At 66.5% G+C, this 25478-nt stretch carries 27 protein-coding genes and 2 pseudogenes; 13 read left to right on the forward strand and 16 right to left on the reverse strand.

Annotated elements, in window-relative coordinates:
* The coding region (locus PHI64_RS23625; protein WP_366945212.1) for an IS4 family transposase at positions 1-108 on the forward strand (108 nt) is incomplete at its 5' end.
* Positions 109-179: 71 nt separating this feature from the next.
* Here the strand turns inward: PHI64_RS23625 and PHI64_RS17565 are convergent.
* The 8 genes and pseudogenes from PHI64_RS17565 to napF all read right to left on the reverse strand — a co-directional run.
* Positions 180-1001: pseudogene (locus tag PHI64_RS17565) on the reverse strand (PAS domain-containing protein); the annotation flags it as partial.
* Positions 1002-1066: 65 nt separating this feature from the next.
* The gene (locus PHI64_RS17570) at positions 1067-1726 is read right to left on the reverse strand and encodes a NapC/NirT family cytochrome c (RefSeq protein ID WP_299885528.1); all 660 of its coding nucleotides are present in this window, start codon (positions 1724-1726) and stop codon (positions 1067-1069) included.
* Between the two features lie 26 nt (positions 1727-1752).
* Positions 1753-2244, reverse strand: a complete 492-nt coding sequence (locus PHI64_RS17575) for a nitrate reductase cytochrome c-type subunit (RefSeq protein ID WP_299885530.1) — start codon at positions 2242-2244, stop codon at positions 1753-1755.
* Positions 2244-3116, reverse strand: a complete 873-nt coding sequence (gene napH / locus PHI64_RS17580) for a quinol dehydrogenase ferredoxin subunit NapH (protein WP_299885532.1) — start codon at positions 3114-3116, stop codon at positions 2244-2246. The genes PHI64_RS17575 and napH overlap by 1 nt, the downstream gene beginning before the upstream one ends.
* Positions 3117-3118: 2 nt before the next feature.
* Positions 3119-4045, reverse strand: a complete 927-nt coding sequence (gene napG / locus PHI64_RS17585; RefSeq protein ID WP_299885534.1) for a ferredoxin-type protein NapG — start codon at positions 4043-4045, stop codon at positions 3119-3121.
* Between the two features lie 51 nt (positions 4046-4096).
* Entirely contained in the window at positions 4097-6655 is a 2559-nt protein-coding gene (napA, locus tag PHI64_RS17590) for a nitrate reductase catalytic subunit NapA (protein WP_299885537.1), read from the reverse strand.
* Complete coding sequence (locus tag PHI64_RS17595; protein ID WP_296570166.1) at positions 6652-6954, reverse strand: chaperone NapD; 303 nt, start codon at positions 6952-6954, stop codon at positions 6652-6654. Before PHI64_RS17595 ends, napA begins: the two co-directional genes overlap by 4 nt.
* Positions 6951-7451, reverse strand: a complete 501-nt coding sequence (gene napF / locus PHI64_RS17600; RefSeq protein WP_299885541.1) for a ferredoxin-type protein NapF — start codon at positions 7449-7451, stop codon at positions 6951-6953. The genes PHI64_RS17595 and napF overlap by 4 nt, the downstream gene beginning before the upstream one ends.
* A 182-nt stretch (positions 7452-7633) precedes the next feature.
* Here napF and PHI64_RS17605 point away from each other — a divergent pair, with 182 nt between their 5' ends.
* Entirely contained in the window at positions 7634-7870 is a 237-nt protein-coding gene (locus PHI64_RS17605) for a hypothetical protein (RefSeq protein WP_299885545.1), read from the forward strand.
* 125 nt (positions 7871-7995) lie between these two features.
* On the opposite strand, the gene PHI64_RS17610 is transcribed toward PHI64_RS17605, so the two are convergent.
* On the reverse strand, positions 7996-8208 hold the full coding sequence (locus tag PHI64_RS17610; protein WP_299885548.1) for a hypothetical protein: 213 nt from the start codon (positions 8206-8208) through the stop codon (positions 7996-7998).
* 210 nt (positions 8209-8418) lie between these two features.
* Here PHI64_RS17610 and PHI64_RS17615 point away from each other — a divergent pair, with 210 nt between their 5' ends.
* The 8 genes from PHI64_RS17615 to PHI64_RS17650 all read left to right on the forward strand — a co-directional run bounded on the left by PHI64_RS17615 (position 8419) and on the right by PHI64_RS17650 (position 17313).
* Positions 8419-10029 carry an ABC transporter substrate-binding protein gene (locus PHI64_RS17615; RefSeq protein ID WP_299885551.1) on the forward strand — a complete coding sequence of 537 codons (1611 nt, stop codon included), beginning with the start codon at positions 8419-8421 and terminating at the stop codon, positions 10027-10029.
* 64 nt (positions 10030-10093) lie between these two features.
* Entirely contained in the window at positions 10094-11047 is a 954-nt protein-coding gene (locus tag PHI64_RS17620) for an ABC transporter permease (protein ID WP_299885554.1), read from the forward strand.
* Between the two features lie 13 nt (positions 11048-11060).
* Entirely contained in the window at positions 11061-11960 is a 900-nt protein-coding gene (locus PHI64_RS17625; RefSeq protein WP_299885556.1) for an ABC transporter permease, read from the forward strand.
* Positions 11957-13021: an ABC transporter ATP-binding protein gene (locus PHI64_RS17630; RefSeq protein ID WP_299885559.1), complete on the forward strand. Its 1065-nt coding sequence runs from the start codon at positions 11957-11959 to the stop codon at positions 13019-13021. The genes PHI64_RS17625 and PHI64_RS17630 overlap by 4 nt, the downstream gene beginning before the upstream one ends.
* Entirely contained in the window at positions 13018-13998 is a 981-nt protein-coding gene (locus tag PHI64_RS17635; protein ID WP_299885562.1) for an ABC transporter ATP-binding protein, read from the forward strand. Before PHI64_RS17630 ends, PHI64_RS17635 begins: the two co-directional genes overlap by 4 nt.
* Positions 13998-14714, forward strand: coding sequence for a GntR family transcriptional regulator (locus PHI64_RS17640; RefSeq protein ID WP_299885565.1), 717 nt, complete (start codon positions 13998-14000; stop codon positions 14712-14714). Before PHI64_RS17635 ends, PHI64_RS17640 begins: the two co-directional genes overlap by 1 nt.
* Complete coding sequence (ggt, locus tag PHI64_RS17645) at positions 14711-16300, forward strand: gamma-glutamyltransferase (protein ID WP_299885568.1); 1590 nt, start codon at positions 14711-14713, stop codon at positions 16298-16300. The genes PHI64_RS17640 and ggt overlap by 4 nt, the downstream gene beginning before the upstream one ends.
* A 29-nt stretch (positions 16301-16329) precedes the next feature.
* Positions 16330-17313: a bile acid:sodium symporter family protein gene (locus PHI64_RS17650; protein ID WP_299885571.1), complete on the forward strand. Its 984-nt coding sequence runs from the start codon at positions 16330-16332 to the stop codon at positions 17311-17313.
* On the opposite strand, the gene PHI64_RS17655 is transcribed toward PHI64_RS17650, so the two are convergent.
* Positions 17310-17891, reverse strand: a complete 582-nt coding sequence (locus tag PHI64_RS17655; protein WP_299885574.1) for a peroxidase-related enzyme — start codon at positions 17889-17891, stop codon at positions 17310-17312. The genes PHI64_RS17650 and PHI64_RS17655 overlap by 4 nt on opposite strands.
* 123 nt (positions 17892-18014) lie before the next feature.
* Complete coding sequence (locus tag PHI64_RS17660; protein ID WP_299885577.1) at positions 18015-18518, reverse strand: MarR family winged helix-turn-helix transcriptional regulator; 504 nt, start codon at positions 18516-18518, stop codon at positions 18015-18017.
* 168 nt (positions 18519-18686) lie between these two features.
* Here PHI64_RS17660 and PHI64_RS17665 point away from each other — a divergent pair, with 168 nt between their 5' ends.
* Positions 18687-19316, forward strand: a complete 630-nt coding sequence (locus PHI64_RS17665) for a cyclopropane-fatty-acyl-phospholipid synthase family protein (RefSeq protein WP_299885581.1) — start codon at positions 18687-18689, stop codon at positions 19314-19316.
* A gap of 117 nt (positions 19317-19433) precedes the next feature.
* Here PHI64_RS17665 and PHI64_RS17670 read toward each other — a convergent pair whose 3' ends face one another.
* The gene (locus tag PHI64_RS17670) at positions 19434-19583 is read right to left on the reverse strand and encodes a hypothetical protein (protein ID WP_299885584.1); all 150 of its coding nucleotides are present in this window, start codon (positions 19581-19583) and stop codon (positions 19434-19436) included.
* A 618-nt stretch (positions 19584-20201) separates the two neighbouring features.
* Between PHI64_RS17670 and PHI64_RS17675 the strand changes: the two genes are divergently transcribed.
* Positions 20202-20528, forward strand: coding sequence for a hypothetical protein (locus PHI64_RS17675; protein WP_299885586.1), 327 nt, complete (start codon positions 20202-20204; stop codon positions 20526-20528).
* A gap of 400 nt (positions 20529-20928) precedes the next feature.
* A complete protein-coding gene (locus PHI64_RS17680; RefSeq protein WP_299885590.1) occupies positions 20929-21291 on the forward strand; it encodes a hypothetical protein in 363 nt (120 codons plus the stop codon).
* A gap of 28 nt (positions 21292-21319) precedes the next feature.
* Here PHI64_RS17680 and PHI64_RS17685 read toward each other — a convergent pair whose 3' ends face one another.
* From PHI64_RS17685 to PHI64_RS17700, 4 genes and pseudogenes are all read right to left on the reverse strand, one after another.
* Positions 21320-22222, reverse strand: coding sequence for a LysR family transcriptional regulator (locus PHI64_RS17685; protein WP_299885593.1), 903 nt, complete (start codon positions 22220-22222; stop codon positions 21320-21322).
* Between the two features lie 80 nt (positions 22223-22302).
* Positions 22303-23621, reverse strand: a pseudogene (gene pyk / locus PHI64_RS17690) (pyruvate kinase).
* A complete protein-coding gene (locus tag PHI64_RS17695; protein ID WP_299885595.1) occupies positions 23621-24043 on the reverse strand; it encodes a heme-binding protein in 423 nt (140 codons plus the stop codon). Before PHI64_RS17695 ends, pyk begins: the two are co-directional and overlap by 1 nt.
* A 41-nt stretch (positions 24044-24084) precedes the next feature.
* Positions 24085-25350 (reverse strand): glycerate kinase, encoded by a 1266-nt coding sequence (locus PHI64_RS17700; protein WP_299885598.1) that lies wholly within the window; start codon positions 25348-25350, stop codon positions 24085-24087.
* Positions 25351-25478 lie beyond the last annotated feature (128 nt).

Here is a 25478-nt window from a genome sequence, read left to right on the forward strand (position 1 = left end):
CGCAAAGGCGACGGCGAGCCCGGTGTCAAAACCCTCTGGCAGGGCTTCGCAAGGCTCAGTAGCTTCGTCAGAGGGGTTGAGCAGATGCGCTCGATGCATGCGTTATGAATTGTGTGGAATGGTATGCAGAAAACCTCCCCGCACTTCTTGCGGAAGCGGGCCTCCAGTTGCAGGCGGGCCTGGCTGTTGCGCAGCTTTTCGCTGAAACCCTTGCGGTCTTCCGGGTCGGCCCAGATGCCCAGCTCCAGGGAGCTGTGGCCGATGATCTCCTCCCGGGCGTAGCCGGTGATATCGATGAAGGCCTGGTTCACATCCGCGTACACCCCGTCGGCCAGGGTCGTGATGGCAACCGCATCGAGGGTTGTCTGAAAGGCCGTGCGATAGCGCTGCTCACTGTCAGCCAGCGCACACTGGGACTGGATGATGTCGGAGACGTCGCGGAAGTACCAGACGCGCCCCCGGCAAGTGCCATCGGCGCTGCCCAGGCCGGTGGTATGGCGCCGCAGGGTGCGGCCATCACGCAGCGGGATGTCGCTCACGTCATCAAGCTGGAGGTCGGCATTCAAGGCCGCCACCCGGGCGGCAAAGCCCTCCGGGTCGGCCACCCGGGTCAGCGCCTGCTCGATCAGGCGGGCCTCGTCGGTGCCGTACAGCAAGGCCAGGGCCCCCTCTGGCCGGGGAATGCCCCACACGGCGAAGAAGCGCTCATTCACCGAGACGAGCTTGCGATCGCGGTCCACGACGAGGATGCCGTCGGGCACACCGTTGAGGATGGCCCGCTGCAGCGAGGCCTGCAGGTCACCCCGCCCGTCCTCCTCGATATCCATCTCAACCATACGGGCTCCCGCGCCTCTCATCACGCCGCCGACATAGACCAGCAAGTCTACTCCGGCCGGCCGGGGTCGCGCGCATCTTCTCCGGAAAGCCCCGACAACCGGGCGTTTCAGCGGAGACTCCACAAACGTGCGCCCATGCCGCGTACACAAGCGAACGGGCCGCATGCGCGGCCCGTCCACTCCCCATGCCAGGCCTTGCGGCCCAGCGTTCTGCTCCCCCTACTCCGGGTTCAGCCCTTGGTCGCCTTGTCGGCGTCCTTCCCGGCTTCGGCCGGCTTCGGCGTCGTCGGGTGGAATTCCTCGGGGGTTGCGCCTTCCTTCGGTGCGCCGATGGCCTGCTCCACTTCGGGCAGCGCGTGGGCGATGCCCTTGTGGCAGTCGATGCAGGTCTTGCCCTCGTTCAGGCCGGTCTGGTGCATCCGGGACGAACGGCGCCCCTGCTCGGCATAGTCGAAGCTGTCGAAGTTGTGGCAGTTGCGGCACTCGCGGGAGTCGGTCTTCTTCATTCGTTCCCATTCATGCTTGGCCAGTTCGAGGCGCTTGGCGTTGAACTTCTCCGGCGTGTCGATGGTGCCGAGGATCTTGTGCAGCACCTCGTTGGAGGCCTGGATCTTGCGGATGATCTTGGGGCCCCACTCCTTGGGCACATGGCAGTCCGGGCAGGTGGCACGGACGCCCGAGCGGTTGGAGGCGTGGATGGTGTTGCGGTACTCCTGGTACACGTTGTCCTTCATCTCATGGCAGGAGATGCAGAACGCCTCCCGGTTGGTCCATTCCATGGCGGTGTTGAAGGCACCCCAGAAGAGGACGCCGCCGATGAACAGCATCGCGGCAAATCCCCAGCCCAGTGATCGGATGCGGCCGATGAAGCCCTTGTTGTTGGTTTCCATTTATCCGAACTCCCGTGGTCTGTCGGTCAGCGCATGCCGGTGCCGGGCTTGAAGGTGTTGCCCACCAGCGGCTTGGCGTCGCTCTGGGGCACGTGGCACTGGTTGCAGAAATAACGGCGGGGCGACACGCTGGACAGCTCCTCGCCTTCCCGGGTCTTGAAGTGGGTCACCGAGATCTTGGTGGCACCGCTCTCCTTGGCGCGGGACCAGGCATGACAGTCCAGGCACTTGTTGAAGTTCTTGGTGACGGTGTAGCCCTTGATGGTGTGGGGAATCAGCGGCGGCTGCTGCACGAAATCCCGGGGCAGGGGCGCCTGATCGCGGCCGTAGCGGGTACCGTCGCCTTCCGGATCGGAGGCGTCGATCTCGGCCCCGCGCAGGCTTTGCAGCTTGACGGGCGCTTCGGTGGCGGCCACGGCGGTAGCGGGGGCGAGGAAGGTCTGCGCCAGACCCATGGAGAGGGTCAGGGCCAGGGCTACAGCACGCAGGCGGGTGGATTTGAAGGTCGGCTTGTTCATCACTCGCTCCTTTGGTCGAACCTATGAGTCATCTTGAAAACCTGTTTGTCGCACACATCGATACAGCGGCCGCAGGTGGTGCAATCCGGGGCCAGAATGAGGGGGTGGATCTGTCCCACCTGCTTGAGGGCGGGGCGGATCACCTGGGGTTCGGGGCAGACGGCAAAGCAGTCCATGCAGTCGTCGCAGGCCTTGCGATTGGGGGCCGCAACCCGCAGCAGGGCGGTCTTGCCGAGCAACCCGTAGAAGGCACCCATGGGGCACAGGTGGCCGCACCAGCCGCGGCTGGCCACCAGCACGTCGTAGATGAAGATGCCGGCGATCACGAAGAGGCCACCGCCCATGCCGAAGATCAGCCCCCGATGCAGCAGGGACACGGGATTGACCCACTCCCAGACCAGGTGGCCGGTGACTGCGGCTGCCACCAGCAGGCCGCCGAGCAGCCAGTAGCGGGTGGCCGCGTCGGGCACCCGACCGGTCTTGATGCCCAGGCGACGGCGCGTCCAGGCGGCCGCATCGGTAACCACATTGACGGGGCAGACCCAGCTGCAGAACACCCGTCCCCCCACCAGCAGGTAAAAACCCAGGACGATGGCCGCGCCGATCAGCGCCGACGAATAGGGCAGATGGCCGGTGACGAGGGTCTGCAGAACCAGCAGCGGATCGGTGAGGGGCAGCACGTCCAGGGTCAGGGACGAGGACAGGTTGCCCTTGGCGATCCATAGGCCAAACCACGGCCCGGTGAGAAAGGCCAGCAGGATCAGCAGCTGGCTGCTGCGCCGCAGGATCAGCCAGCGCTGACGCTGCCACAGACTGCGGGCCGGAGTGCAGACGGCCGGCGCGGGCTTGGACGGAAGGGTGGTGGTCGCCATGTTCACGGCTTCCATTTCGAGTTGAGGCCGCCGGCGTCCCTCGGCTGCGGCGCGGTAGAGGCCGCAGGAGCCACCGGGGCAACCGGAGCCTCGGCGCCGGTTGCGGCGGGGGCCACTACGGTCTCGGTGGCCTGGCGGCCGGCGGTGGGGCCGTCGAAGCCGCGCACAGGCATCTCCACCTGCTCACCAATCAGCGAACCGCCATGGCGGGCTTTTTCTTCCCAGCCCTTGCGGTAGTGGGCCGGCAGCGCCCCCTGGGCAAGCACCCGGGGGAAGACCTTGATGGCCGCCACCGGCAGCACGCAGGATTTTTCGCATTTGCCGCAGCCCGTGCACGCGTCGGAGTGGACGGTGGGCAACAGCATGGCATGGCGGTCGGAGCGGGGGTTGTGCTGGGTCTCGAGGGTGATCGCCTTGTCGATCACCGGGCACACCCGGTAGCACACGTCACAGCGCAGACCGAGGAAATTGAGGCAGCTCTCGTGGTCCACGAGGGCGGCAAGGCCCATGCGGGCCTGGTTGATGTCGGTCAGCTCCCGGTCCAGGGCCCCGGTGGGGCAGGCCTTGACGCAGGGGATGTCCTCGCACATCTCGCAGGGCACGCTGCGGGCATGGAAATACGGGGTGCCGGTGGGCACCGGGTCACCCAGGTCGGACAATTTGAGCGTGTCGTAGGGGCAGTCACGCACGCACAGGCCGCAGCGCACGCAGGCTGCAAGAAAGTCAGGTTCGGGCAAGGCACCGGGCGGGCGAATGGCCTGGGCCGGCAATGCCGCTGCGCTGCGCGAGTACAGCCCCGCCCCCAGCGCCAACAGGCAGCCGCCACCAGCGGCGGCAGCCACGCTGTTGATGAACTTCCGCCGGCCCACCGACGCTGGGGTAGCGGCAGCAGGCGCCTTGCTGGCGGGTTTCGTCTGACCGGTGTCCATGATCTTTCTCATTCAGGGCACCCCATCCGGCGGACGGGGCACCACCGACACTCAGGCGCGCACCACCTTGACGGCGCACTTCTTGTAGTCGGTCTCCTTGGAGATCGGGCAGGTGGCGTCTAGGGTGAGCTTGTTGACCAGCTTGGACTCGTCGAAGAAGGGCACGAAGATCAACCCGACCGGGGGCTTGTTGCGGCCCTTGGTCTCGATGCGGGCGGTCATCTCGCCACGGCGGGACTGCACCTTCACCACCATGCCCCGCTGCAGGCCGCGCTTCTTGGCGTCGTCCGGGTGCATGAAGACCTGGGCCTCGGGCACGGCCTTGTGCAGTTCAGGCACGCGCCGGGTCATGGAGCCAGTGTGCCAGTGCTCCAGCACACGGCCGGTACACAACCACAGGTCGAACTCGGCATCGGGCTTTTCCGGGGGGTCCTGGTAGGGCAGCGCGAAGATGACCGCCTTGCCGTCCTTGTGGCCGTAAAACCTCACGCCTTCGCCGGCTTTCACGTAGGGGTCATAGCCCTCGCGGAAGCGCCACAGGGTTTCCTTGCCATCAACCACCGGCCAGCGCAGGCCGCGGGCCTTGTGATAGACATCGAAGGGTGCCAGGTCGTGGCCGTGGCCACGGCCGAACAGGGCGTATTCCTCGAACAGGCCTTTCTGCACGTAGTAGCCGAAGGCCTCTGACTCGTCGTTGGTGTAATTCTTGATGGCGTGCTCGTTGACCTTGACGGTCTCGCTCTTGGGGAACTTGTTGACCACCTTGTTGGCGTAAAGCACGTCGTAGAGGGTCTTGCCCTTCAGCTCGGGCTTCTTGGCGATCAGCTCGGCCGGCCACACTTCCTCGACCTTGAAGCGCTTGGAGAACTCCATGTACTGCCACAGATCGGACTTGGCCTCACCGGGTGCCTTGACCTGCTGACGCCACACCTGGGTGCGCCGCTCGGCGTTGCCGAAGGCGCCTTCCTTCTCGGTCCACATGGCGGAGGGCAGGATCAGGTCGGCGGCCAGGGCCGACACGGTGGGGTACACGTCCGACACCACAACGAAAGCCACCGGATTGCGCCAGCCTGGGTAGATCTCCTGGTTAACGTTGGGGCCAGCCTGCATGTTGTTGGTGGTACTGGTCCAGTAACACTTGACCTTGCCGTCCTTGAGGGCGCGGCTCTGGGCCACGGCATGGAGGCCGATCTTGTCGGGGATGGTGCCCTCGGGGAGTTGCCAGAGCTCTTCGGTGTGACGGCGATGCTCCGGGTTGGTCACCACCATGTCGGCCGGCAGGCGGTGGGCAAAGGTACCCACCTCCCGGGCAGTGCCACAGGCGGACGGCTGACCGGTGAGGGAAAAAGGGCCAGAGCCCGGGGTGGAGATCTTGCCCACCAGCAGGTGGACGTTGTAGATCATGTTGTTCACCCAGGTGCCGCGGGTGTGCTGATTGAAACCCATGGTCCAGAAGCTGACCACCTTCTTCTTCGGGTCGGCATACAGCTCGGCCATCTTGATCAGACGGTCCTTGGGCACGCCGGAGAGTTTGGAAACCTTCTCGACGGTGTACTCGGAAACGAACTTCTTGAACTCGTCAAAGTTGCTCGGGCGGGCATCGTTGGGGTTGTTCTTGGGCTTGCCGTCGGCGCCGGGGTAACCGTTGAACTTGGCGTCCTTCTCGAGGGCATGGGCCGGGCGCAGGCCAAAGCCGATGTCGGTCTCGCCCATCTTGAAGTTGACGTTCTTCTTGACGAACTCCTGATTGACCTTGTTGTTCTGGATGATGTAATTGCAGATGAAGTTCAGGATGGCCAGATCGGTGTTGGGCACGAAGATCATGCCGTTGTCGGCCAGCTCGAAGCTGCGGTGCTCGAAGGTGGAGAGCACATGCACCTGGGTGTCGGTCTTGGTCAGGCGGCGGTCGGTGATGCGGGTCCACAAGATGGGGTGCATCTCGGCCATGTTGGAACCCCACAGCACGAAACCATCGGCCTGCTCGATGTCGTCATAGCAGCCCATCGGCTCGTCGATGCCGAAAGTCCGCATGAAGCCGGCCACGGCGGAGGCCATGCAGTGGCGGGCGTTGGGGTCGAGGTTGTTGGAGCGGAAGCCGGCCTTCATCAGCTTGGAGGCGGCATAGCCTTCCCAGATGGTCCATTGGCCGGAGCCGAACATGGCGATGGAGGCAGGACCGGTGGTCTTGAGGGCCTCCTTCCACTTCTCAGCCATGATGTCGAAGGCCGCGTTCCAGCTGATCGGGGTGAATTCGCCGTTCTTGTCGTACTTGCCGTTCTTCATGCGCAGCAGCGGACGCGTCAGGCGGTCTTCGCCATACATGATCTTGGACAGGAAATAGCCCTTGATGCAGTTGAGACCCCGGTTGACCTGGGAGTCCGGGTCGCCCTGGGTGGCCACCACGCGGCCGTTCTGCACGCCCACCAGCACCGAGCAGCCCGTGCCGCAGAAGCGGCAGGCCGCCTTGTCCCAGCGCACGGCGGCACTGTTTTCGGTGGCAGCAGGCGCCGCCTCTTTCTTGGCTGCCAGCGCGGGCAGCGAAATGCCGGCCGTGGCCGCGGCCGTGGCAATGGCCTGGGTCTTGATGAAATCGCGTCGGTTGATGGTCATGATTGAGCCTCCTCGCAGGGGGAATTCACGGAATGCGTGGCTGGGGTTTCGTTAAAGCTCGCCGGCAGCGGTGTGTCGGTGTGTTCGTAGGCCAGGGTGGCGGCCAGCACCTGAGGCACCCGGTGCAGGGCGATGAGGGTGTCGGACATGGACGCCCCTTCCGCATCCTCGACGGTCACCACAAGTTTGCCGTCCTCGGACATGCCATGGCATTCAACGCCAGGAAAGGCAGTCAGGGCGGCCTCGGCCTCGGCACGGGTTTCCGGCTTGATGCGCAGGACAAGACTGACGATGTTCATGAGAGCTCCTGAGCAGGATTGACAGCGACGCGCTGGATCGCGACGACAGGACAGGGCGCGATGCAGGCACCGCAGCCGGAACACGCCGTGTTGTCCACATCGGGGAGGGGAACCCCGCCAAGACGGGGACGAAAGCGGATCGCGCCGGCATCACACAACTCGCCGCAGACGCGGCACTCCACGTTCTGGGCCGCCAGACAGCCATCGCCAATGGCGATGCCGAAAGACCAGGGCGTCTGCTCAACGTCCCGGCCGATGGCCCCGGTGGAACACACACGAGCACAGTCGCCACACAGGGTGCAGTGGGCATCCGAAAAGTCCGCCTCCGGGTAGCCCCCCTGCCCGGCCACCAGCAACTGCGTGGGGCATGCCTTGAGGCAGTCATTGCAGCGGGTGCAACGATCCAGAAAAAAGGGTTCGGCTACGCTCCAGGGCGGGCGGAAGGGCGCCGGCCCGGGCCCACGACCACCCAGAAAACGACGACGGGCAACATCCATGACTGACTCAGGGTTTTTTGCGGTGTGGGGCGATCCTAAGTCCCACCTTAGGAGAAAACCTTGATCCGCGCCAAGAAACCCTAGATGGCGTTTCCCCGCAGTGAAGCAGTTCATAGGCGGCCGGAAGGGGAGGTGCGAGCATCCAAAATGACCATCACATAACCAGTCATGAGGGACGCACAATGGCCAACGAGGAATTCCTCCATCTGCAGCACAGCGAGTCGGTCGTGGCAAACATGTCCGCCACCATCTTCTCGGGCTTGATCCAGACGCGCGAGCTGAACACCGACAACGAGGACGCCCTCATCGAACGCGCCGTCTCCATCGCCGTCAAACTCGCCCAGCGCGCCGAGAAGCGCGTCAAGAGCGATGAAGAGTGGGTGAAGAAGGAGAGCGGCCCTTCATTTCTGGCGGGCTAGCCGGATCAGAAGAAATCGAAATCCGGGGCACGCTGCCGGGGCGGGGTGATCGTCTTGAGCCACGCCTTCAAGCCCTTTGAATCACTGGCCGCGTCCACGTCGGCCTGCAGCATCGACCTGATGTCCTACGGGCGAAAGGTGCCGTAGGGCGTCAGGCCAAACTCGGCGGCAAGGCCGTGCTTGATGTACCGGATTTCCGCCTCCCGCTCTTCCAGCTGGCCGTTCAGGATCTTGGTGCTGTGCTTGAGCCCCTCGCCACCAAGCGTCCCCAGGTGGGCCGCTGGCTCGCAGCCAGCGGTATCGAACAGCCCGCCTGTTCCCTCAATCCACGTCGTCAATGCCCCCGAGTGGGTGACGGATCACCTCGGCACGCACCTGCCGGGTGCGCCGTGCATGCAATCCGCCCTGTGCCGTCTGATTTCACGCTTTTGAACAATTGTCCTGTTAATCGATAGCAAACATCGATTTAGAAAATACATCCGGAAAAAACGGCGGATTGGCACATTGCATGCAATCCCTGAAGTGCTTTCACCACTTCGGAGATACCCATGAAGCCCAATTCGATCAAGCTTTGCAGATGGTTTGCCGCCTTCCCCCTGGCCCTTGTCATGCACGGCGGATTGCATGCAGAAACGGTCGCTCGCTACGGCATCTCGATGGCCGACATTCCGCTGACCACCGGCCAGCCCGACCGGGGCGCCGGGGCCTACCAGTTCACCGGCCACACCCTCTATGACCCGCTGGTGGCCTGGGAGGCCAACGTGGGCAATCGCCCGGGCAAGCTGGTGCCGGGCCTGGCCAGCGAATGGAAGGTGGACGCCAAGGACAACAAGAAGTGGGTGTTCACCCTGCGCAAGGGGGTCAAGTTCCATGATGGCTCCGAGTTCAACGCCGACGCGGTGGTGTGGAACCTGGACAAGGTGCTGGCCGACAAGTCGCCCCAGTTCGACGCCAAGCAGAGCGCCCAGGTGCGCCCGCGCATTCCGTCCATCGCCAGCTATCGCAAGGTCGGCGACTACAGCGTGGAGATCACCACCAAGGAGGCGGATGCCCTCTTCCCCTACCAGCTCCCCTGGTTCCTGATCTCCAGCCCGACCCAGTGGGAAAAAATGGGCAAGGACTGGAACAAGGTGGCCGCCAAGCCTTCCGGTACCGGCCCGTTCAGGCTCGACAAGCTGGTGCCCCGCGAACGTGCGGATCTGGTCAAGAACACCGCCTACTGGGACAAGGCGCGCATGGCCAAGACCGACCGCATCGTGCTGGTGCCCATCCCCGACGCCATGACCCGCGCCAACGCGCTGCTCAATGGCCAGGTGGACATCATCGAGACCCCGCCGCCCGACGTGCTGCCGCAACTCAAGGGCGCCGGCTTCAAGCTGGTGCAGAACGTCACGCCCCACGTCTGGCCCTATCACTTCTCCACCCAGCCGGGCTCACCGTGGGCCGACATCCGGGTGCGCAAGGCAGCCAACCTGGCCATCGACCGTAGCGCTGTGGTCAGTCTGATGGGCGGGCTCGCGACCCCGGCCAAGGGCCAGCTCGACCCCACCAGCCCGTGGTTCGGCAAGCCCGAATTCAAGATCGGCTACGACCTGCCCGCCGCCCGCGCCCTGATGGCCCAGGCCGGCTACGGTCCGTCCAAGCCGCTCAAGGCCAAGGTGATCATCGCCCAGGGCGGCACCGGCCAGATGCTGTCCCTGCCCATGAACGAGTTCATCCAGCAAAGTCTGGCCGAGATCGGCATCCAGGTGAGCTTCGAGGTGGTCGAGCTGGAAAACCTCTACCTGCACTGGCGCAGCGGTGCCAAGGCCGACATGAACGCCGGCAAGGGCATCACCGCGATCAACCTGGGCTACGTCACCGCCGACCCCTTCTACGCCCTGACCCGCTTCGCCGACAGCCGCTACGTGGCACCGAATGGCGTGAACTGGGGCGGCTACAACAACCCCAAGGTGGACGCCGCCATCGACCAGATCCGCACCACCTTCGATACCAGGAAGCAGGACGCGCTGCTGTCCTTCGTCCATCAGACCATGGTGAACGACGCCCTGATGCTGTGGGTGGTGCATGACGTGAATCCCCACGCCCTGTCGCCCAAGGTCAAGGAATTCGTCCAGGCCCAGCACTGGTTCCAGGACCTGACCACCCTTCGCATGTGACCCACCGGGCCGGGGTGCGCCCCGGCCCTGCAACGATCCGGCCCCGGATCGGAGAAAGCGCGCCATGTTTGCCTACATCCTCAAACGTCTGATCTACGCCATCCCCATCGCCCTGAGCGTGACGGTGGTGTCCTTCGTGCTCGTCTATCTGGCACCGGGTGACCCACTCAATGCCATCGCCCCGGCCGACGCCCCCGAAGAGGTCATCCAGGCCCTCAAGAGCGCCTACGGCCTCGACAAGCCCGTGCCGGTGCAATACGGTCTGTGGCTGATGCGCGCCGTGCAGGGCGACCTGGGCACCTCGATCGCCTCGGGCCGCGCCGTCACCGCCGAGGTACTGAGCGCCGTCAGCAACACCCTGCTGCTCGCCGGCATGGCCGCCCTGGGTGGCGTGCTGGTCGGCTGCGTGCTCGGCGCCCTGGCCGGCTACCGCCACGGCACCTGGATCGACCGGGTGGCCACCGTCATCTCGGTGATCGGCGTGAGCATTCCCCACTACTGGCTGGGCCTGGTGCTCACCATCCTGTTTTCCATCTGGCTGCCCTGGTTTCCGGCCATGGGTGCGGGCCCCGGCGGTTCCTCCGAGTGGCTGTGGGACACCGAACACCTGCGTCACCTGGTGCTGCCGGCGCTGACCCTGTCGGTGATCCCGATGGGCATCATCACCCGCACCGTGCGCGCCCTGGTGGCCGACATGCTGGAGCAGGAGTTCGTCACCGCGCTGCGCGCCCGGGGCCTGTCCGGCGTCGCCATCTTCCGCCACGTCGCCAAGAACACCGCCCCCACCGTGCTCGCCGTCGCCGGCCTGCAGATCGGCTACCTGATGGGCGGCTCGATCCTGGTGGAAACCGTGTTTGCCTGGCCGGGCACCGGCTTCCTGCTCAACACCGCCATCTTCCAGCGCGACATCCCGCTGCTGCAGGGAACCATCCTGGTGCTGTGCATGTTCTTCGTCGTCCTCAACCTGCTGGTGGACATCCTGCAACCGCTGATCGACCCGCGCATGGGCCGCAGCTGACCGGAGCCAAACCATGTCCGCAACCCTCGAACTCTCCCTGCCGGCGGCCGCCCCCGTTGCCGCCCCGGCCCCCAGCCGCAGCTACTGGCGGGTGGTCGGGCGCCAGCTGCGCCGCGACCCCATGGCCCTGGCCGCCGGCCTGGTCCTGCTGCTGATCATCGGCGCCGCCGTGCTGGCCCCCTGGCTGGCTCCGGCCGACCCCTACAAGGCGAGCATGCTCAAGCGCCTGCTGCCCATCGGCAGCCCGGGCTTCCTGCTCGGCACCGACGAGCTGGGCCGCGACATGCTCTCGCGCCTGATGCACGGCGGCCGCCTGTCGCTGCTGATGGGCGTGGTGCCGGTGCTGGCCGCCTTCGGCATCGGCACGGCCATCGGCCTGCTCGCCGGCTATGTGGGCGGCCGGCTCAACATGGTCATCATGCGGGTGCTCGACGTCTTCTACGCCTTTCCGTCGGTACTGCTGGCAGTGGCGATTTCCGGCGCCCTGGGGCCGGGCATGAGCAACAGCCTGATCGCCCTGACCCTGGTCTTCTTGCCCCAGGTGGTGCGGGTGGCCGAGAGCGTCACCACCCAGGTGCGCCAGCTCGACTACATCGAGGCGGCACGGATGAGCGGCGCCAGCGCCTTCTCGATCATCCGCGTGCATGTGCTGGGCAACGTGCTCGGGCCGGTCTTCGTGTATGCCACGGGCCTGCTCAGCGTGAGCATGATCCTCGCCTCCGGCCTGTCCTTCCTCGGCCTCGGCGTCAAGCCGCCGGAACCCGAGTGGGGCCTGATGCTCAACACCCTGCGCTCGGCCATCTACGTCAATCCCTGGATCGCGGCCCTGCCCGGCGCCCTGATCTTCGTCACCTCCATCGCATTCAATCTGCTTGCAGACAGCGTGCGCTCCGCCATGGACATCCGTCGATGAACTCCGCTCCCCATACCCCCAGCCCGCTCCACGACCGGGGCGGCCCGGCCCAGCCCCTGCTCGTCGTGCGCAACCTGAAAAAGCACTTCCCCGTGCGCGGCGGCCCCCTCGAACGGACGAAGAAGTTCGTCCATGCCGTCGATGGCGTCAGCTTCTCGGTCCCCAAGGGCAAGACCCTGGGCATCGTCGGCGAATCCGGCTGTGGCAAGTCCACCACCGCCCGCCTCATCGCCCGCCTGATGCAGGCTGACTCGGGCAGCATGGTGTTCGATGGCGAAGGCGTCGATGAATTCGGCGGCATCCGCCTGAAGGAATTCCGGCGCAGCTTGCAGATGGTTTTCCAGGACTCCTTCGCCTCCCTCAACCCGCGCCTGACCATCGCCGAAACCATCGCCTACGGCCCCCGCGTCCACGGCATGCCGGCCGCCGAGGCCAAGCGCCAGGCCCACGATCTGCTGGCCCGCGTCGGCCTGGCGCCGGAGCAGTTCGCCAGCCGCTACCCCCACGAGCTGTCGGGCGGCCAGCGCCAACGGGTCAACATTGCCCGCGCCCTGGCCTTCGATCCGCGCCTGGTGATCCTCGACGAGGCCGTGGCGGCGCTGGACAAGTCGGTGCAGGCCCAGGTGCTCAACCTGCTTCAGGAGCTCAAGGCGGAGCGCCAGCTCACCTACCTGTTCATCTCCCACGATCTGCACGTGGTGCATTACATTTCCGACTACGTGATGGTGATGTACCTGGGCCAGGTGGTGGAGACCGGCCCGGTGGAGCGCATCTACGGCCAGGCGGCCCACCCTTACACCCGGGCCCTGCTGTCAGCCGTGCCATCCATGGACCCGGACCGGCGCACCGAATCGTCGCCCCTGGCCGGCGACCCGCCCAACCCGATCAACCCGCCGAGCGGCTGCCGCTTCCGCGACCGCTGCCCCCACGCGCATCCGGTCTGCGAAGCCACGAGCCCGGCCCTGATCAGCCTCCCCGGCGACCCGGCCCACCAGGCCGCCTGCCACCTCAACGACCCCGCCTCGGGCCACCCCGGGGCGCTTCCGGAGACACAAGCATGACCGCCCCCCTGGTGTCCCTGCAGAACCTGTCCGTCCAGTTCTGCGGCAATCGCAAGGCCAGCGCCCTGAACGCGGTCAACATCGAACTCGGCGCTGGCGAGGTGCTCGGCCTGCTCGGCGAATCCGGCTCGGGCAAGAGCGTCACCCTGCGCACCCTGCTGCGCCTGCACCCCGAACGCAGCACCAAGATCCAGGGAAAGATCGAGGTGGACGGCCACGACGTGCTCGCCCTCAAGGGCCGCGCCCTGGATCTCTATCGGGGCGGCACGGTGTCGATGGTGTTCCAGGAGCCGGGGCTGGCCTTCGATCCGGTCTATACCATCGGCCAGCAGATCACCGAGGCCATCCGCGCCCACGGGGCCGTCGGCGAAGCCGCCGCCCGCGCCCAGGCCCTGCACATGCTCGAACGGGTGCAGATCCCCCAGGCCCGGCGACGCTTCGATGCCTATCCCCACGAGCTCTCCGGCGGCATGCGCCAGCGCGCCATGATCGCCCTGGCCCTGGCCTGCCAGCCCAAGCTGCTGCTGGCCGACGAGCCGACCACGGCGCTGGACGCCACCGTACAGATCCAGGTGCTGCTGCTGTTGCGCGAGCTGCAGCGGGAGACCGGCATGTCGGTGATCTTCGTGACCCACGACATCGGCGCCGCGGTGGAGGTGGCCGACCGCATCGCCGTGATGTACGCCGGGCGCATCGTCGAGCAGGCCACCGTCGGCGACATCGTGCGCACACCGCGCCACCCCTACACGGTCGGTTTGCTGGCCGCCACAGTGGGCGCCGAACACCGGGGTCAGCCCCTGCAGGCGGTGCCCGGCGCGCCCCCCGACCTGGCCGCCCTGCCCCCGGGTTGCAGCTTTGCGCCGCGCTGCGCTCACGCCAGCGAGCGCTGCCGGCGCGAGGTGCCTCCGCTGGAATCGAAGGGTGGCCACGCGGTGGCCTGCTGGCACCCGGCCCAACCCGTCGCGGAGGCTGCGTGATGAGCGTCTTTCCCTTTGAATCCGGCCGTGGCCGGGGCGGGCTGGCCGACGACGTGTGCCGCCGCATCGCCGACGAGATCGTGCTGGGCAACTTCGCCCCCGGCTCGCGCCTCGACGAGGTCAGCCTGGCGGCGCGCTTCAGCGTATCCCGAACCCCCATCCGCGAAGCCCTCAAACAGCTCGCCATCATGGGGCTGGTGGACACCCGGCCCAACCGGGGCTCGGTGGTGGCCGAACTGAGCGTCGATCAGCTCGACCAGATGTTCGAGGCCATCGGCGAGCTGGAAGCCGCCTGTGCCCGCCACGCCGCCCTGCGCATGACCGAAGCCGACCGAGCACACATGCTTGAACTCCACGCCGAAGGCCGCGCCGCCATGCAGAACGGCGACATCGACCGCTACGACGCGGCCAATCTCGAACTCCACGCCACCATCATCCGCGGCTGCTACAACCCGGTGCTGATCGAGATGGCCACCAGCCTGCGCCACCGGGTGTCGCCCTTCCGGCGCACCCAGTTCCGCAATCTGGAGCGGATGGGCGAATCCTTCGAGGAGCACTCGGTGATCGTCGAAGCCATCCTCGCCCACGACGTCATCACCACCTACCGGGAGATGCGCTCCCATCTGCTCTCCGCCCGCAGCGCCACCAACCGCGTGGCACCCGCCTGGGGCGTTCCGTCAAACAGCCAACAGAAACTGAAGGGCGAATCCGCATGAAACCCATCCTCGGCACCCGGGGCGCCGTCGTCGCCTCCCACTCTCTGGCCTCCCAGGCCGGACTCGACATCCTGCGCGAAGGCGGCAACGCCATCGAAGCGACCATCGCCGTCGCCGCCACCCTGGCCGTCGTCTACCCCCACATGACCGGCATTGGCGGCGACGGCTTCTGGCTGCTGCATGCGCCGGGCCAACCCATGCGCTCCATCGACGCCTGCGGGGCGGCCGGGGCGGCAGTGACCCGCGAACTGTACGGCAAGGCCAGCAGCATCCCGTGGCGCGGCCCCCTGGCCGCCAACACCGTGGCCGGCACCCTCTCCGGCTGGGGCGCGGCCTACGCCCACAGCCAGCGCGAATGGGGCGGCCGCCTGCCCTTCGCGCGCCTGCTGGAGAGCGCCATCCACTACGCCCGCGAAGGCTTTCCCGTCACCCACAGCCAGGAGGCCAACACCCGCGCCAAGCTGGGCGAGCTGCAGAGCCAGCCGGGCTTTGCCCGGGCCTTCCTGAACGATGGCCAGGTGCCGCTGTATGGCCAGCGCCACCGCTTTCCGGCCCTGGCGGCCACGCTGGAACAATTGGCCCGGGCCGGCGCCGACGACTTCTACCGGGGCGAGCTGGCCCGACAGATCGGCGCAGACCTGGCCGCCGTGGGCAGCCCGGTGAGCACCGCCGATCTGGCCCGTCACCAGGCCGAACTGAAGGCCCCCCTCGAAGCCCGGCTGTCCTGCGGCACCGTGTACAACATGGCCCCGCCCACCCAAGGCCTGGCCTCGCTGCTCATCCTCGGCATCTACGACCGCATCCGCCAGGCCGGCTGGAGCCCCGACAGCGTGGAAGGCATCCACGCCCTGGTCGAGGCCACCAAGCAGGCCTTCATGGTGCGCGACAAACACGTCACCGATCCGGCCGCCATGGGCATCGACCCCGCCCGTCTGCTCGACGACGCCCATCTGGCCGCCCTGGCCGCCGCCGTGCCCCTCGATCAGGCCAGCCCATGGCCGGCCCCCAACTCCGACGGCGACACCACCTGGATGGGCGTGGTGGATGGCGAAGGCCGCGCGGTGAGCATGATCCAGAGCATCTACTTCGAGTTCGGCAGCGGCGTGGTGCTGCCCGAGACCGGCATCTGGTGGCAGAACCGGGGCTGCAGCTTCGACCTGCGCCCTGGCCGGCTGCGCAGCCTGGAACCCGGCCGCAAGCCCTTCCACACCCTCAACCCAGCCATGGCCCGTCTCGACGACGGGCGCCTGCTGGTGTACGGCACGATGGGCGGCGAGGGGCAGCCGCAAACCCAGGCCGCGGTGTTCTCGCGCTACGTGTGGGGCGGCCACAACGTCCGCTCGGCGGTGGCGGCGCCGCGCTGGCTGCTCGGCCGCACCTGGGCCGAGCAGAGCACCAGCCTCAAGCTGGAGTCGCGCTACGCGCCGGAAGTGCTGGAACGCCTGCGCGCGCTGGGCCACCCGGTGGAGGTGGTCGGCGACTACGACGAGCGCATGGGCCACGCCGGCGCCCTGGTGCGGCACCCGGAAGGCTGGATCGAGGGCGGTGAAGACCCGCGCAGCGACGGCTGCGTGGCCGCCTGGTAAGGCGCAGCCATCAGAAAGGGTCACTCACCATGAAATTCAAGTTCGACTGGTTCATGAAGGGCATGCTGGTCGCCGTTGCCCTGGCCTTCCTCTGGCCGGCCCCCGGGGCCCAAGGCGGTTTCCTGCAGCCGGAGCTGCTCAACAAGGCCGGTATTGCGCTGGTCTTCTTCCTCACCGGCCTGGGCCTGCCTCTGGCCGCGCTCAAGGACGGCGCCCTGCGCTGGAAGGTGCATCTGCTGATCCAGGCCTGCACCTTCCTGATCAGCCCCGCGCTGGGCTGGCTGCTGCTCAAGACCAGCGGCGGCTGGATGTCGGCCGATCTGCAGACCGGCTTCTTCTACCTCTGCGCCCTGCCCTCCACGGTGTCGTCGTCGGTGGCCCTCACCATCGCGGCGCGGGGCAACGTGCCGGTGGCGGTGTTCAACGCCACCCTGTCGAGCCTGCTCGGGGTGGTGCTGACGCCCTTCTGGATGGCCTGGCAGCTGGGCAGCAGCGGCAGCAGCTTTGCCGTGGGGCCGGTGATCATCGACCTGCTGCTCTGGCTGGTCATGCCGCTGGTGCTGGGGCAGCTGTCCCGCCCGCTGCTGGGTGCCTGGGCCGGCCGCCACAAGGCCCGCCTCCAGATCGTGGACCGGCTGACCATCCTGACCCTGGTCTACACCTCCTTCGCCGACACGGTGCAGCAGGGCGTGTGGTCCCGCCACGGCCCGCTGATCCTGGTCGAAACCGTGGTCGGCAGCGCCCTGCTCTTCATCATCCTGCTGGCCTTCACCCGGCTGCTCGGGCGCTGGCTGGGGCTGAACACCGAAGACCGGATCGCCGCGGTGTTCTGCGGCTCCAAGAAGACCCTGGCCTCGGGCGTACCCATGGCCCACCTGATCTTTGGCGCCAACCCGGCGCTGGGGCTGATCCTGATGCCGATCATGATCTACCACCCCCTGCAGCTGGCCGTGGGCGGCGTGCTGGCCCAGCGCTGGGCGGCCCGCAGCGACCAGGCCCGGGCGGACGCTTAGCCCTTGGGCAGCCGCCCCATCAGGAAGAACTCGTCGTTCGGGCGCATGGAGGTGAGGTTGGCCAGGCGGTTGCTCATGGCGAAAAAGGCAGTGATGGCACCGATGTCCCACACCGCCTCGTCATCGAAGCCGTGGGCCTTGAGGGCGGCGATGTCCTCGTCGCCCACCGCGCCCGAATCCGCGGAGAGCTTCATCGCGAAATCGAGCATGGCGCGCTGACGCGGGCTGATCTCGGCCTTGCGGTAGTTGGTGGCCAACTGGTCGGCCACCCGGGGGTTCTTGGCGCGGATGCGCAGGATGGCGCCGTGGGCCACCACGCAGTACAGGCAATTGTTGGCGCCGGAGGTAGCCACCACAATCATCTCGCGCTCGGCCTTGCTCAGACCCTCGTCCTTCTCCATCAGCGCATCGTGATAGGCAAAGAAGGCACGAAACTCGGCCGGCCGATGGGCCAGGGTGAGGAAGACGTTGGGCACGAAACCGGCCTTCTCCTGCACGGCAAGGATCTTGTCGCGGATGTCGTCGGGCAGGCTGGCAAGTTCTGGAACGGGGTAGCGGCTGACGGGAAGAGTGCTCATGCTTGTCTCCTGTAGATGTTGTGCGCGCAGTGTAGCGGCCCGCTAGCGGGCGCTGACGGCACGCACTTCAGATCGGCAGAATAAGCAACCGGGTTGGCGGAATGCGCACGCCAGGCCGCAGTTTCAGAGCTCCGAAAGGGGCTGCCCGGCAGCCGGATCGCTCCGCTGGGAGAGCTGGGCGATAACCTCGGCCAGGCCCGCATGGAGTTGCTGCAGGGTCTCGTCCGGCAGACCGTGCAGAGCCTGGGGCAAAATCCCCTCCACCGGGCCGGGCGCGCTGGCCAGCACCTGCACCGCCGCGTTCCCCAGCTGCAGGCCGACCCGCCGCTGGTCCTCGGCCCGTCGCGCCTTGACCAGCATGCCCCGGGTTTCCAGCTTGTCCACCAGTTGGCTGCAGGTGGATTGATGGATCGACAGCCGAGCCGCCAGATCGGACACCCCAATGCCCGGATAGCGCGCCACCTCGTGCAGGATCCATAGCTGCGAGCCGCTCACGCCGCAGTTCTGCTCCACGTCACGGAAGTGGTTTCGCACCGACCCGAAGATCAGGCGAAACTGCTTGAGGACAGAAACGGAGAGGGTCTCGTCGTGGGCCGGCATGGCAGCGAATGGGCGGGAGGTGGTCATGGAGAGAATTATATTGCGACCAATATGTTTCTCAAACGGAGAGCGCCACGACCACCATGCGGAACTCGTCAGCGGCCCTGCTGCCGTAAGGAGGCTCGTCAGCCGATTGCTGGCCCTGCTACTACCGCTTTCCCCAGTGACACACGCCCACCACGCAAGGAGACGCCCATGAATCAGGAATCGATCTGGACCACCCGCTACAAGGATGCCGGCGAGGACTACCTCTTCGGCACCGACCCCAACCGCTTCCTGGCCCACCGCAGCACCCTGCTGCAGGACGGCCGCACGGCCCTTTCGGTGGCCGACGGCGAAGGCCGCAACTCGGTATGGCTGGCCGAGCAGGGCCTGGAAGTAACCGCCATCGAAATCTCCGCCGTGGCCATCGAGAAGGCCCGTCGCCTGGCCGCCGGCCGGCACGTACAGGTGGACTTCCGCCAGGCCGACATGCTCGCCCCCGGCTGGCCGCCAGCCGAGCTCAAAGGGCAGTTCGACTGGGTGGTGGGCATCTTCATCCAGTTCGTCGGGCCCGAATGGCGCGAACGCCAGTTTACCGTGATGAAGGAACTGACCCGTCCCGGCGGCCGCATCCTGCTCCAGGGCTACACGCCCAAGCAACTCGAATACCGCACCGGCGGCCCCTCCGCCGTGGAAAACCTGTACACCCCCGAGATCCTGCAGGAAGCCTTTGCCGACTGGGAAGTCGAGGAGCTGGTGGAATACGAAGAAGACATCAGCGAAGGCAGCGGCCACCGGGGCCGCTCGGCGCTGATCGGGTTCATCGCGCGGAAACCGGGCTGAAATCGGCCGGGCCAATGCCCCTGCAGCAATAACCAGACCCTGGCCCTCCCCGGCCAGGGTGCCGCCAGCGGCGCCTTCACCGCTGGAGAGGGCCGGGGCGCGACACCGTTCAAAAGCTCAATGCTCCGCGCCCTCATCGTCGCGTAACACCGTTTCGTAGTCCTGCCCACCGTAAAAGATCCCGATGATGGAGACCACCTCGGAATTCACATCGAAGGCGATGACCGTGCGCTTCCTGTAGTCCTGCTTTCCCCAGCTTGAAGTCACCTGCCACCTTGGGCTCCCTGGCCTTTCCCGTGGGGTCGAATTTATTCGACCGCGGACCCGGATTAAAGGCATGCCGATGGCTTGGGCGACTGAGGTCGAATAAATTCGACCCCACGGGTGCTCCAGCCACCGTTGGTACATCCGGAACGCCCTGTTCGCTTCACTCAACCATAGAGCCGCTCGCCGTCTTTGCAGTCCAGTTTTCCGCTCACACGCAAGGCTATCTCACTCGCCCAATCCGGCGCTTCTTGGCTGGTTAAATGCGTTTGTCTGCTTCAATGTCGGTGCTAGGTCTTTCGGCGGCGGCGGGCCCCCGGTGTGCATACACTGAAGCGCCACCACCTTCCGCCTTCCCATGCACCAGAGAGTTTCATTGTCATGAATGAATACGTGACGATTAATTCCATTTGCATTAATCTATCTCACTTCAGGATCAGCGGAAGGTAGCTGTCGTCCTCGCGCAAGGCAGATTCAACAGAGGGGCAACAGGGGAAGAAACGCCTGAAGGGCAGACAACGCCGTGACGCACGGCACCGAAAACGCCTGTTATCACACGCCCTGTGGTGACTTTGCTGCCCTGATAAATTCGGCACTCTATTACTTTCAAGGAAACTCACGATGATAGTGTGGCAAGGAGCAGGTCTTGCTGGCGTATTGATTCCCCTTGTTTTTTCTTTTCTCGGAAACTATGGCCTGGACAAAGCCTTTGGTGATGGCTACTACTCCTCACATGCTTGGGCACCAGCGTCAATGCTGCTCGCAGCAGCCTTGGTCGTTTGGTTATTCGGAAAGCACCTTGAGAGCATTCCTGGCAGGGAACTCATGGATCTACAGACTCAACAGAAGGTGGTACTGAAAGAGAAGCACACCATCTTTTGGATGCCACTGCACTATTTCGCAGTTGCCCTTGCCGGTTTCGCGATCGTCATACCGTTCATCAGATGAAAGCCTTCCTCACGACACACTTCCAGTTTGCCCACCCCTCAATCCGTAAATCTACCGAATCTGCACCAGAAGCCTCACCGGCCCGCGAACTCGGACTTTTGGGTGTTGCTTGTTCTGCCCAACCTGCAACACCCAAAACCATGCAACGGATGTCCGGATCATCGGCAGTTCAAACAACACCCAACAATCCGCCAGCCTTCCCCAATTGATGGGCTCCATATTCCGCCGCCTGCTGGGAACACTCACCGCTCTACATCGCACTCCTGAAGCCCGCGCTCAGGACAAGGACACGCCTGCACGACATGCGGGCAGAGCGCTAAGGGCGAGATTTCTTTCCTTAGAAGCCCAATCGCTAGGAATCGAGCCAAGCTCGGAGTACCCACGGGTCTTTGGTGCCGCAATGGACTGGCCTGTCGGTGAGCACATTGCAACGTTGGTCGCCTTGCTCGATGGCACAGCGAGTCTTTATACGACGTCAACATTCGGCATTATTGGCGGTGCCGGGCATGCATCGGTAAAAAATGCAGCCCAACGGTTTGTCAAAGCCTTCAACGAGCTCTTACCGGAGACGGTAGCAACAACCACACACCCATACCCTGACAAAGAGCGGGTTTGCTTTTTTCTTCTCACCTTTGATGGACTTCGTACGGTTGAAACAGAAATTGCCCCCATCTACTCAGGATCGGGGAAGTTCGCTCCCCTGTTTGGCGACGGCCAGGCAGTCATTACCGAGCTTCGCAAAATGACGGAAGCTCGGTCGTGATCCGTACTTCAGATCTGCATGCCGCCCTCTACCCCCAATACCCCTCCCCCCGATAAATCCCCCTCAAATAATCCATGAAATGCCGCACCTTCGCCGGCAGGTAGCGTTGCTGGGGGTACACCGCCTGGATGTCGTAGGCGCTGAGGGCGAAGTCATCCAGCACGGTCACGAGCTCGCCGCGTTTGAGTTCGCCTTCGATCTCCCAGGTGGAGCGCCAGCCGATGCCGAGGCCTTGTTTGACCCAGTCGTAGAGCAGCTCGCCGTCGTTGCAGTCCAGGTTGCCGCTGACGCGCAGGGCGACGGGTTTGCCGTCCTTGCGGAAGGACCAGCCGCGTTGCTGGCCGCCCTGGAGGTTGAAGGCCAGGCAGTTGTGGTCGGCCAGGTCTTCCAGGCTGCGGGGGGTGCCGTGGCGGGCGAAGTAGGCGGGGGTGCCGCAGACCACGCGACGGTTGGGGTAGAGGCGCACGGCCACGTAGTTGGGGTCGGTGACTTCGCCGATGCGGATGCCCATGTCGTAGCCTTCGCGCACCAGGTCCACCACGCTGTCGGTGAGGTTGAAGGACAGCTTGATGTCCGGGTGCAGGGCCTGGAAGCCGGGGCCGTGGGGGGCGACGTGGCGGCGGCCGAAGGCGGCGGGGGCGGACACCACCAGGTGCCCGCGCACGGTGTGGCGGCCGGCGCTGATGCTGGCGTCCACCTCGTCAAAGTCGCGTAGCAGCTGGCGCGCCTGCTCCAGGTATTGCTCACCCAGGTCGGTGAGGTGCAGGCCGCGGGTGGAGCGGTGCATCAGGCGCACACCGAGACGGGCTTCCAGGGCGTCGAGGCGGCGCCCCATGACCACCGGGGTGACCTGCTCGACCAGGGCGGCGGCGGCGAAGCTGCCCTTTTCGGCCACCAGGACAAAGCTGCGCAGTTCGGTGTAGCGGTCCATGGTGAGGGTTCCTTTGTCGGTGTGGGGACGAGATGAGGGGGGCTGTTTCGTGCTCTGACTTTTGGTGCCTTTGCTCTACCCTACAAAGCCCCCGGCACCTGCGCCACATGCAACAGGTTGGTGCTGCCTTGCTGGCCGAAGGGCAGGCCGGCGACGACGACGACGGTGTCACCGGGTCTGGCCACGCCGGCCTGGCGGGCGGCGGCGGTGGCGTGGGTGATCATCTCGCCCACGTCATGCACTTCGTTAAAGGGCACGGGCACCACGCCCCAGGCCAGGGCCAGGCGGCGGGCGCCAGCAGCTCGGCCACGCGGCGCAGGGCGCAGCAGATGGCGTCCGGGGTGTTGGCCTCGGCGGGGGTGTGGCTGGCCTCCAGCCCGGCACGCCAGGCGGGGTCGCGCTCCACCTCGCCGATGATGTGGTCCATGATGCTCACCGCCTCCACCGGGTACTGGCCCGAGGCTGACTCGGCCGACAGCATCACCGCATCGGCGCCCTCGTACACCGCGGTGGCCACGTCGGAAGCTTCGGCCCGGGTGGGCACGGGGGCGGTGATCATGGATTCGAGCATCTGGGTGGCCACCACCACCGGGCGGCCGGCCTTGCGGGCGGCGCGCACGATGCGCCGCTGCAGCACCGGCACCTGCTGGGGCGGCAGTTCGACGCCCAGGTCGCCGCGGGCCACCATCACCCCGTCGGCCAGGGCCACGATGGCGTCCAGGTGCTCGATGGCAGCCGGCTTTTCCAGCTTGGCCATGATCCAGGCCTGGTCGCCGATCAGCTCGCGGGCCTCGCGGATGTCCTCGGGGCGCTGCACGAAGGACAGGGCCACCCAATCCACGCCCAGTTCCAGGCCAAAGGCCAGGTCGGCCCTGTCCTTGGCGGTGAGGGGCGAGATGGGCAGCAGCACGCCGGGCACATTGACGCCCTTGCGATCCGACAAAGGGCCGCCCACCAGCACGGTGGTCTCGGCGAAGTCAGCGCCGAAGTGCTCCACCCGCAGACGCAGCTTGCCGTCGTCGAGGAGCAGCTCGGTGCCGGCTTCCAGGGCGGCGAAGATCTCCGGGTGGGGCAGGCTAGCGCGGGTGGAATCACCCTCGGCGCTGCCCAGGTCGAGGCGGAAGGCCTGGCCGGCTTCGAGCAGCACCTTGCCGCCGGCCATGCGCCCGACCCGCAGCTTGGGGCCCTGCAGGTCCATCAGCACGCCGATGGGGCGGCCCAGCTCGGCCTCCACCTGGCGGATCTGCTGGTAGCGCTCGGCGTGGTCGGCGTGGGCACCGTGGCTGAAGTTGAGGCGGAACACGTCGGCGCCGGCCTGGGCCAGCTCGCGGATGCGTTCGAGGGTGGAGCTGGCCGGCCCGAGGGTGGCCAGGATGCGGGAGCGGCGGGCGCGATGCATCATGCCACCTGCCTTTCCATGCCCCGCGCCAGGGCGGCCACGCCGGCCCGGGCCACCTGGGCGTCCTCGCCGGCCTTGACGCCGGAGACCCCCACCGCACCGATCACCAGCCCGTCGACCGTGATGGGCTCGCCACCTTCCAGGGGCACCACCGGCATGGCCAGGGCGGCGATGCGGCCGTTGTTGACCATGTCCTCGAAAGCCTTGCTGGGCTTGCCCGAGAGCACGCAGGTGCGGGCCTTCTCGGGGGCCACGGCGGCGCTCATCAGGGGGGCGCCGTCCATGCGCTGCAGCCACAGGGGGTGGCCGCCGGCGTCGCACACGGCGATGCTCACCGCCCAGCCGCAAGCCCGGGCCTCGGACTCGGCCGCCGCGGCGATGTGTTTGACGTCGTCCAGGGTCAGGGCCTGGGTGGGTTTCATGTCTGTCTCCTTTTTCTAGGTATGTATGTGTGTGGGGTGGGTCAGGTGATCAGGATGGCCCGGAAGTCGTTGACGTTGGTGAGCGTGGGCCCGGTGATGAGGCTGTCGCCCAGGGCCTCGAAAAAGCCGTGGCCGTCGTTGTTGTCGAGGCTGTCGCGGGGGCGGATGCCCTTCGCCCAGGCACGGGACAGGGTGTCGGGAGTGGCCAGGGCGCCGGCGATCTCCTCCAGGCCGTCCACCCCGTCGGTGTCGCCGGCCACGGCGTGGATGCCGGCGGCGCCGTCGAGGGCCACCGTCAGGGACAGCAGGAACTCCACGTTGCGCCCGCCACGGCCCTTGCCGCGCACGGTGACGGTGGTTTCACCACCAGAGAGCAGCACGCAGGGCGCCGCCACCGGCTGGCCGTGGCGCTTGACCTGCAGGGCGATGGCGGCCATCACCTTGCCCACGTCGCGGGCCTCGCCCTCGATGCTGTCGCCCAGCAGCACGGGGGTGATGCCGGCGGCCCGGGCCACCTCGGCGGCGGCCTCCAGGGCCATCTGGGGGGTAGCGATCAGGTGGGTGAGCACCCCGGCGAGGCGCGGGTCGCCGGGCTTCACCGTCTCGCCGCGGCCGCTCTCCAGCAGGGCCCGGGCGCCGGCCGGCAGGTCGATGGCGTAGCGGCGCACGATGGCCAGGGCGTCGGCGCAGGTGGTGGGGTCGGCCACGGTGGGGCCGGAGGCGATGTCCATGGGGTTGTCGCCGGGCACGTCGGAGATCAGCAGATTGACCACCCGGGCCGGGTGGCAGGCCGCCGCCAGGCGCCCACCCTTGATGGCGGAGAGGTGGCGGCGCACGCAGTTCATCTCCGAGATGGTGGCGCCGGACTTGAGCAGGGCCCGGTTGATGGCCTGCTTGTCCTCCAGGCTGACGCCCTCGCCGGGCAGGGGCAGCAGGGCCGAGCCACCGCCGGAGATCAGGCAGATGACCAGATCATCGGGGCCGAGGCCCTGCACCAGAGCCAGCATGCGCGCGGCGGCTTCGCGGCCGGCGGCGTCGGGCACCGGGTGGGCAGCCTCGACGATCTCGATGCGCTCGCAGGGCACGGCGTAACCGTAACGGGTGACGACCAGGCCTGACAGCTCACCCGGCCAGTGCAGCTCCAGCGTCCGGGCCATGGCCGCCGAGGCCTTGCCGGCCCCGATCACCAGGGTGCGGCCCTTGGGCGGCGCCGGCAGGAAACGGGGGATGCAGTGCTCCGGCTGGGCGGCATTCACCGCCGCGGCGAAGAGGGCCTGGAGCAGATCGCGGGGAGAAGCGTGGGTCATGGTCGGTCCTGTTGATGGAGGGAGGAGGTCGAATGAATTCGACCCCACGGGTTGGCTGCACCGGTTGGCCTGGGCTGTGGGGTCGAATTCATTCGACCGCGGACTTGGCTCACCGGCTTGCCGATATT

Origin of the sequence: Zoogloea sp., assembly GCF_028689785.1 — a bacterium.
Classification (GTDB): Bacteria; Pseudomonadota; Gammaproteobacteria; order Burkholderiales; family Rhodocyclaceae; genus Zoogloea.

Coding starts and splice junctions, on each gene's coding strand:
- PHI64_RS17655 (WP_299885574.1), bottom strand. CDS start 17,891: ATGAGCACTCTTCCCGTCAGCCGCTACCCCGTTCCAGAACTTGCCAGC.
- PHI64_RS17635 (WP_299885562.1), top strand. CDS start 13,018: ATGACCGCCCCCCTGGTGTCCCTGCAGAACCTGTCCGTCCAGTTCTGC.
- PHI64_RS17695 (WP_299885595.1), bottom strand. CDS start 24,043: ATGAAACCCACCCAGGCCCTGACCCTGGACGACGTCAAACACATCGCC.
- PHI64_RS17625 (WP_299885556.1), top strand. CDS start 11,061: ATGTCCGCAACCCTCGAACTCTCCCTGCCGGCGGCCGCCCCCGTTGCC.
- napA (WP_299885537.1), bottom strand. CDS start 6,655: ATGACCATCAACCGACGCGATTTCATCAAGACCCAGGCCATTGCCACG.
- ggt (WP_299885568.1), top strand. CDS start 14,711: ATGAAACCCATCCTCGGCACCCGGGGCGCCGTCGTCGCCTCCCACTCT.
- PHI64_RS17675 (WP_299885586.1), top strand. CDS start 20,202: ATGATAGTGTGGCAAGGAGCAGGTCTTGCTGGCGTATTGATTCCCCTT.
- PHI64_RS17700 (WP_299885598.1), bottom strand. CDS start 25,350: ATGACCCACGCTTCTCCCCGCGATCTGCTCCAGGCCCTCTTCGCCGCG.
- PHI64_RS17685 (WP_299885593.1), bottom strand. CDS start 22,222: ATGGACCGCTACACCGAACTGCGCAGCTTTGTCCTGGTGGCCGAAAAG.
- napF (WP_299885541.1), bottom strand. CDS start 7,451: ATGGATGTTGCCCGTCGTCGTTTTCTGGGTGGTCGTGGGCCCGGGCCG.
- PHI64_RS17680 (WP_299885590.1), top strand. CDS start 20,929: ATGGACTGGCCTGTCGGTGAGCACATTGCAACGTTGGTCGCCTTGCTC.
- PHI64_RS17615 (WP_299885551.1), top strand. CDS start 8,419: ATGAAGCCCAATTCGATCAAGCTTTGCAGATGGTTTGCCGCCTTCCCC.
- PHI64_RS17575 (WP_299885530.1), bottom strand. CDS start 2,244: ATGAACAAGCCGACCTTCAAATCCACCCGCCTGCGTGCTGTAGCCCTG.
- napH (WP_299885532.1), bottom strand. CDS start 3,116: ATGGCGACCACCACCCTTCCGTCCAAGCCCGCGCCGGCCGTCTGCACT.
- PHI64_RS17660 (WP_299885577.1), bottom strand. CDS start 18,518: ATGACCACCTCCCGCCCATTCGCTGCCATGCCGGCCCACGACGAGACC.
- napG (WP_299885534.1), bottom strand. CDS start 4,045: ATGGACACCGGTCAGACGAAACCCGCCAGCAAGGCGCCTGCTGCCGCT.
- PHI64_RS17620 (WP_299885554.1), top strand. CDS start 10,094: ATGTTTGCCTACATCCTCAAACGTCTGATCTACGCCATCCCCATCGCC.
- PHI64_RS17630 (WP_299885559.1), top strand. CDS start 11,957: ATGAACTCCGCTCCCCATACCCCCAGCCCGCTCCACGACCGGGGCGGC.
- PHI64_RS17595 (WP_296570166.1), bottom strand. CDS start 6,954: ATGAACATCGTCAGTCTTGTCCTGCGCATCAAGCCGGAAACCCGTGCC.
- PHI64_RS17640 (WP_299885565.1), top strand. CDS start 13,998: ATGAGCGTCTTTCCCTTTGAATCCGGCCGTGGCCGGGGCGGGCTGGCC.
- PHI64_RS17650 (WP_299885571.1), top strand. CDS start 16,330: ATGAAATTCAAGTTCGACTGGTTCATGAAGGGCATGCTGGTCGCCGTT.
- PHI64_RS17570 (WP_299885528.1), bottom strand. CDS start 1,726: ATGGAAACCAACAACAAGGGCTTCATCGGCCGCATCCGATCACTGGGC.
- PHI64_RS17665 (WP_299885581.1), top strand. CDS start 18,687: ATGAATCAGGAATCGATCTGGACCACCCGCTACAAGGATGCCGGCGAG.
- PHI64_RS17605 (WP_299885545.1), top strand. CDS start 7,634: ATGGCCAACGAGGAATTCCTCCATCTGCAGCACAGCGAGTCGGTCGTG.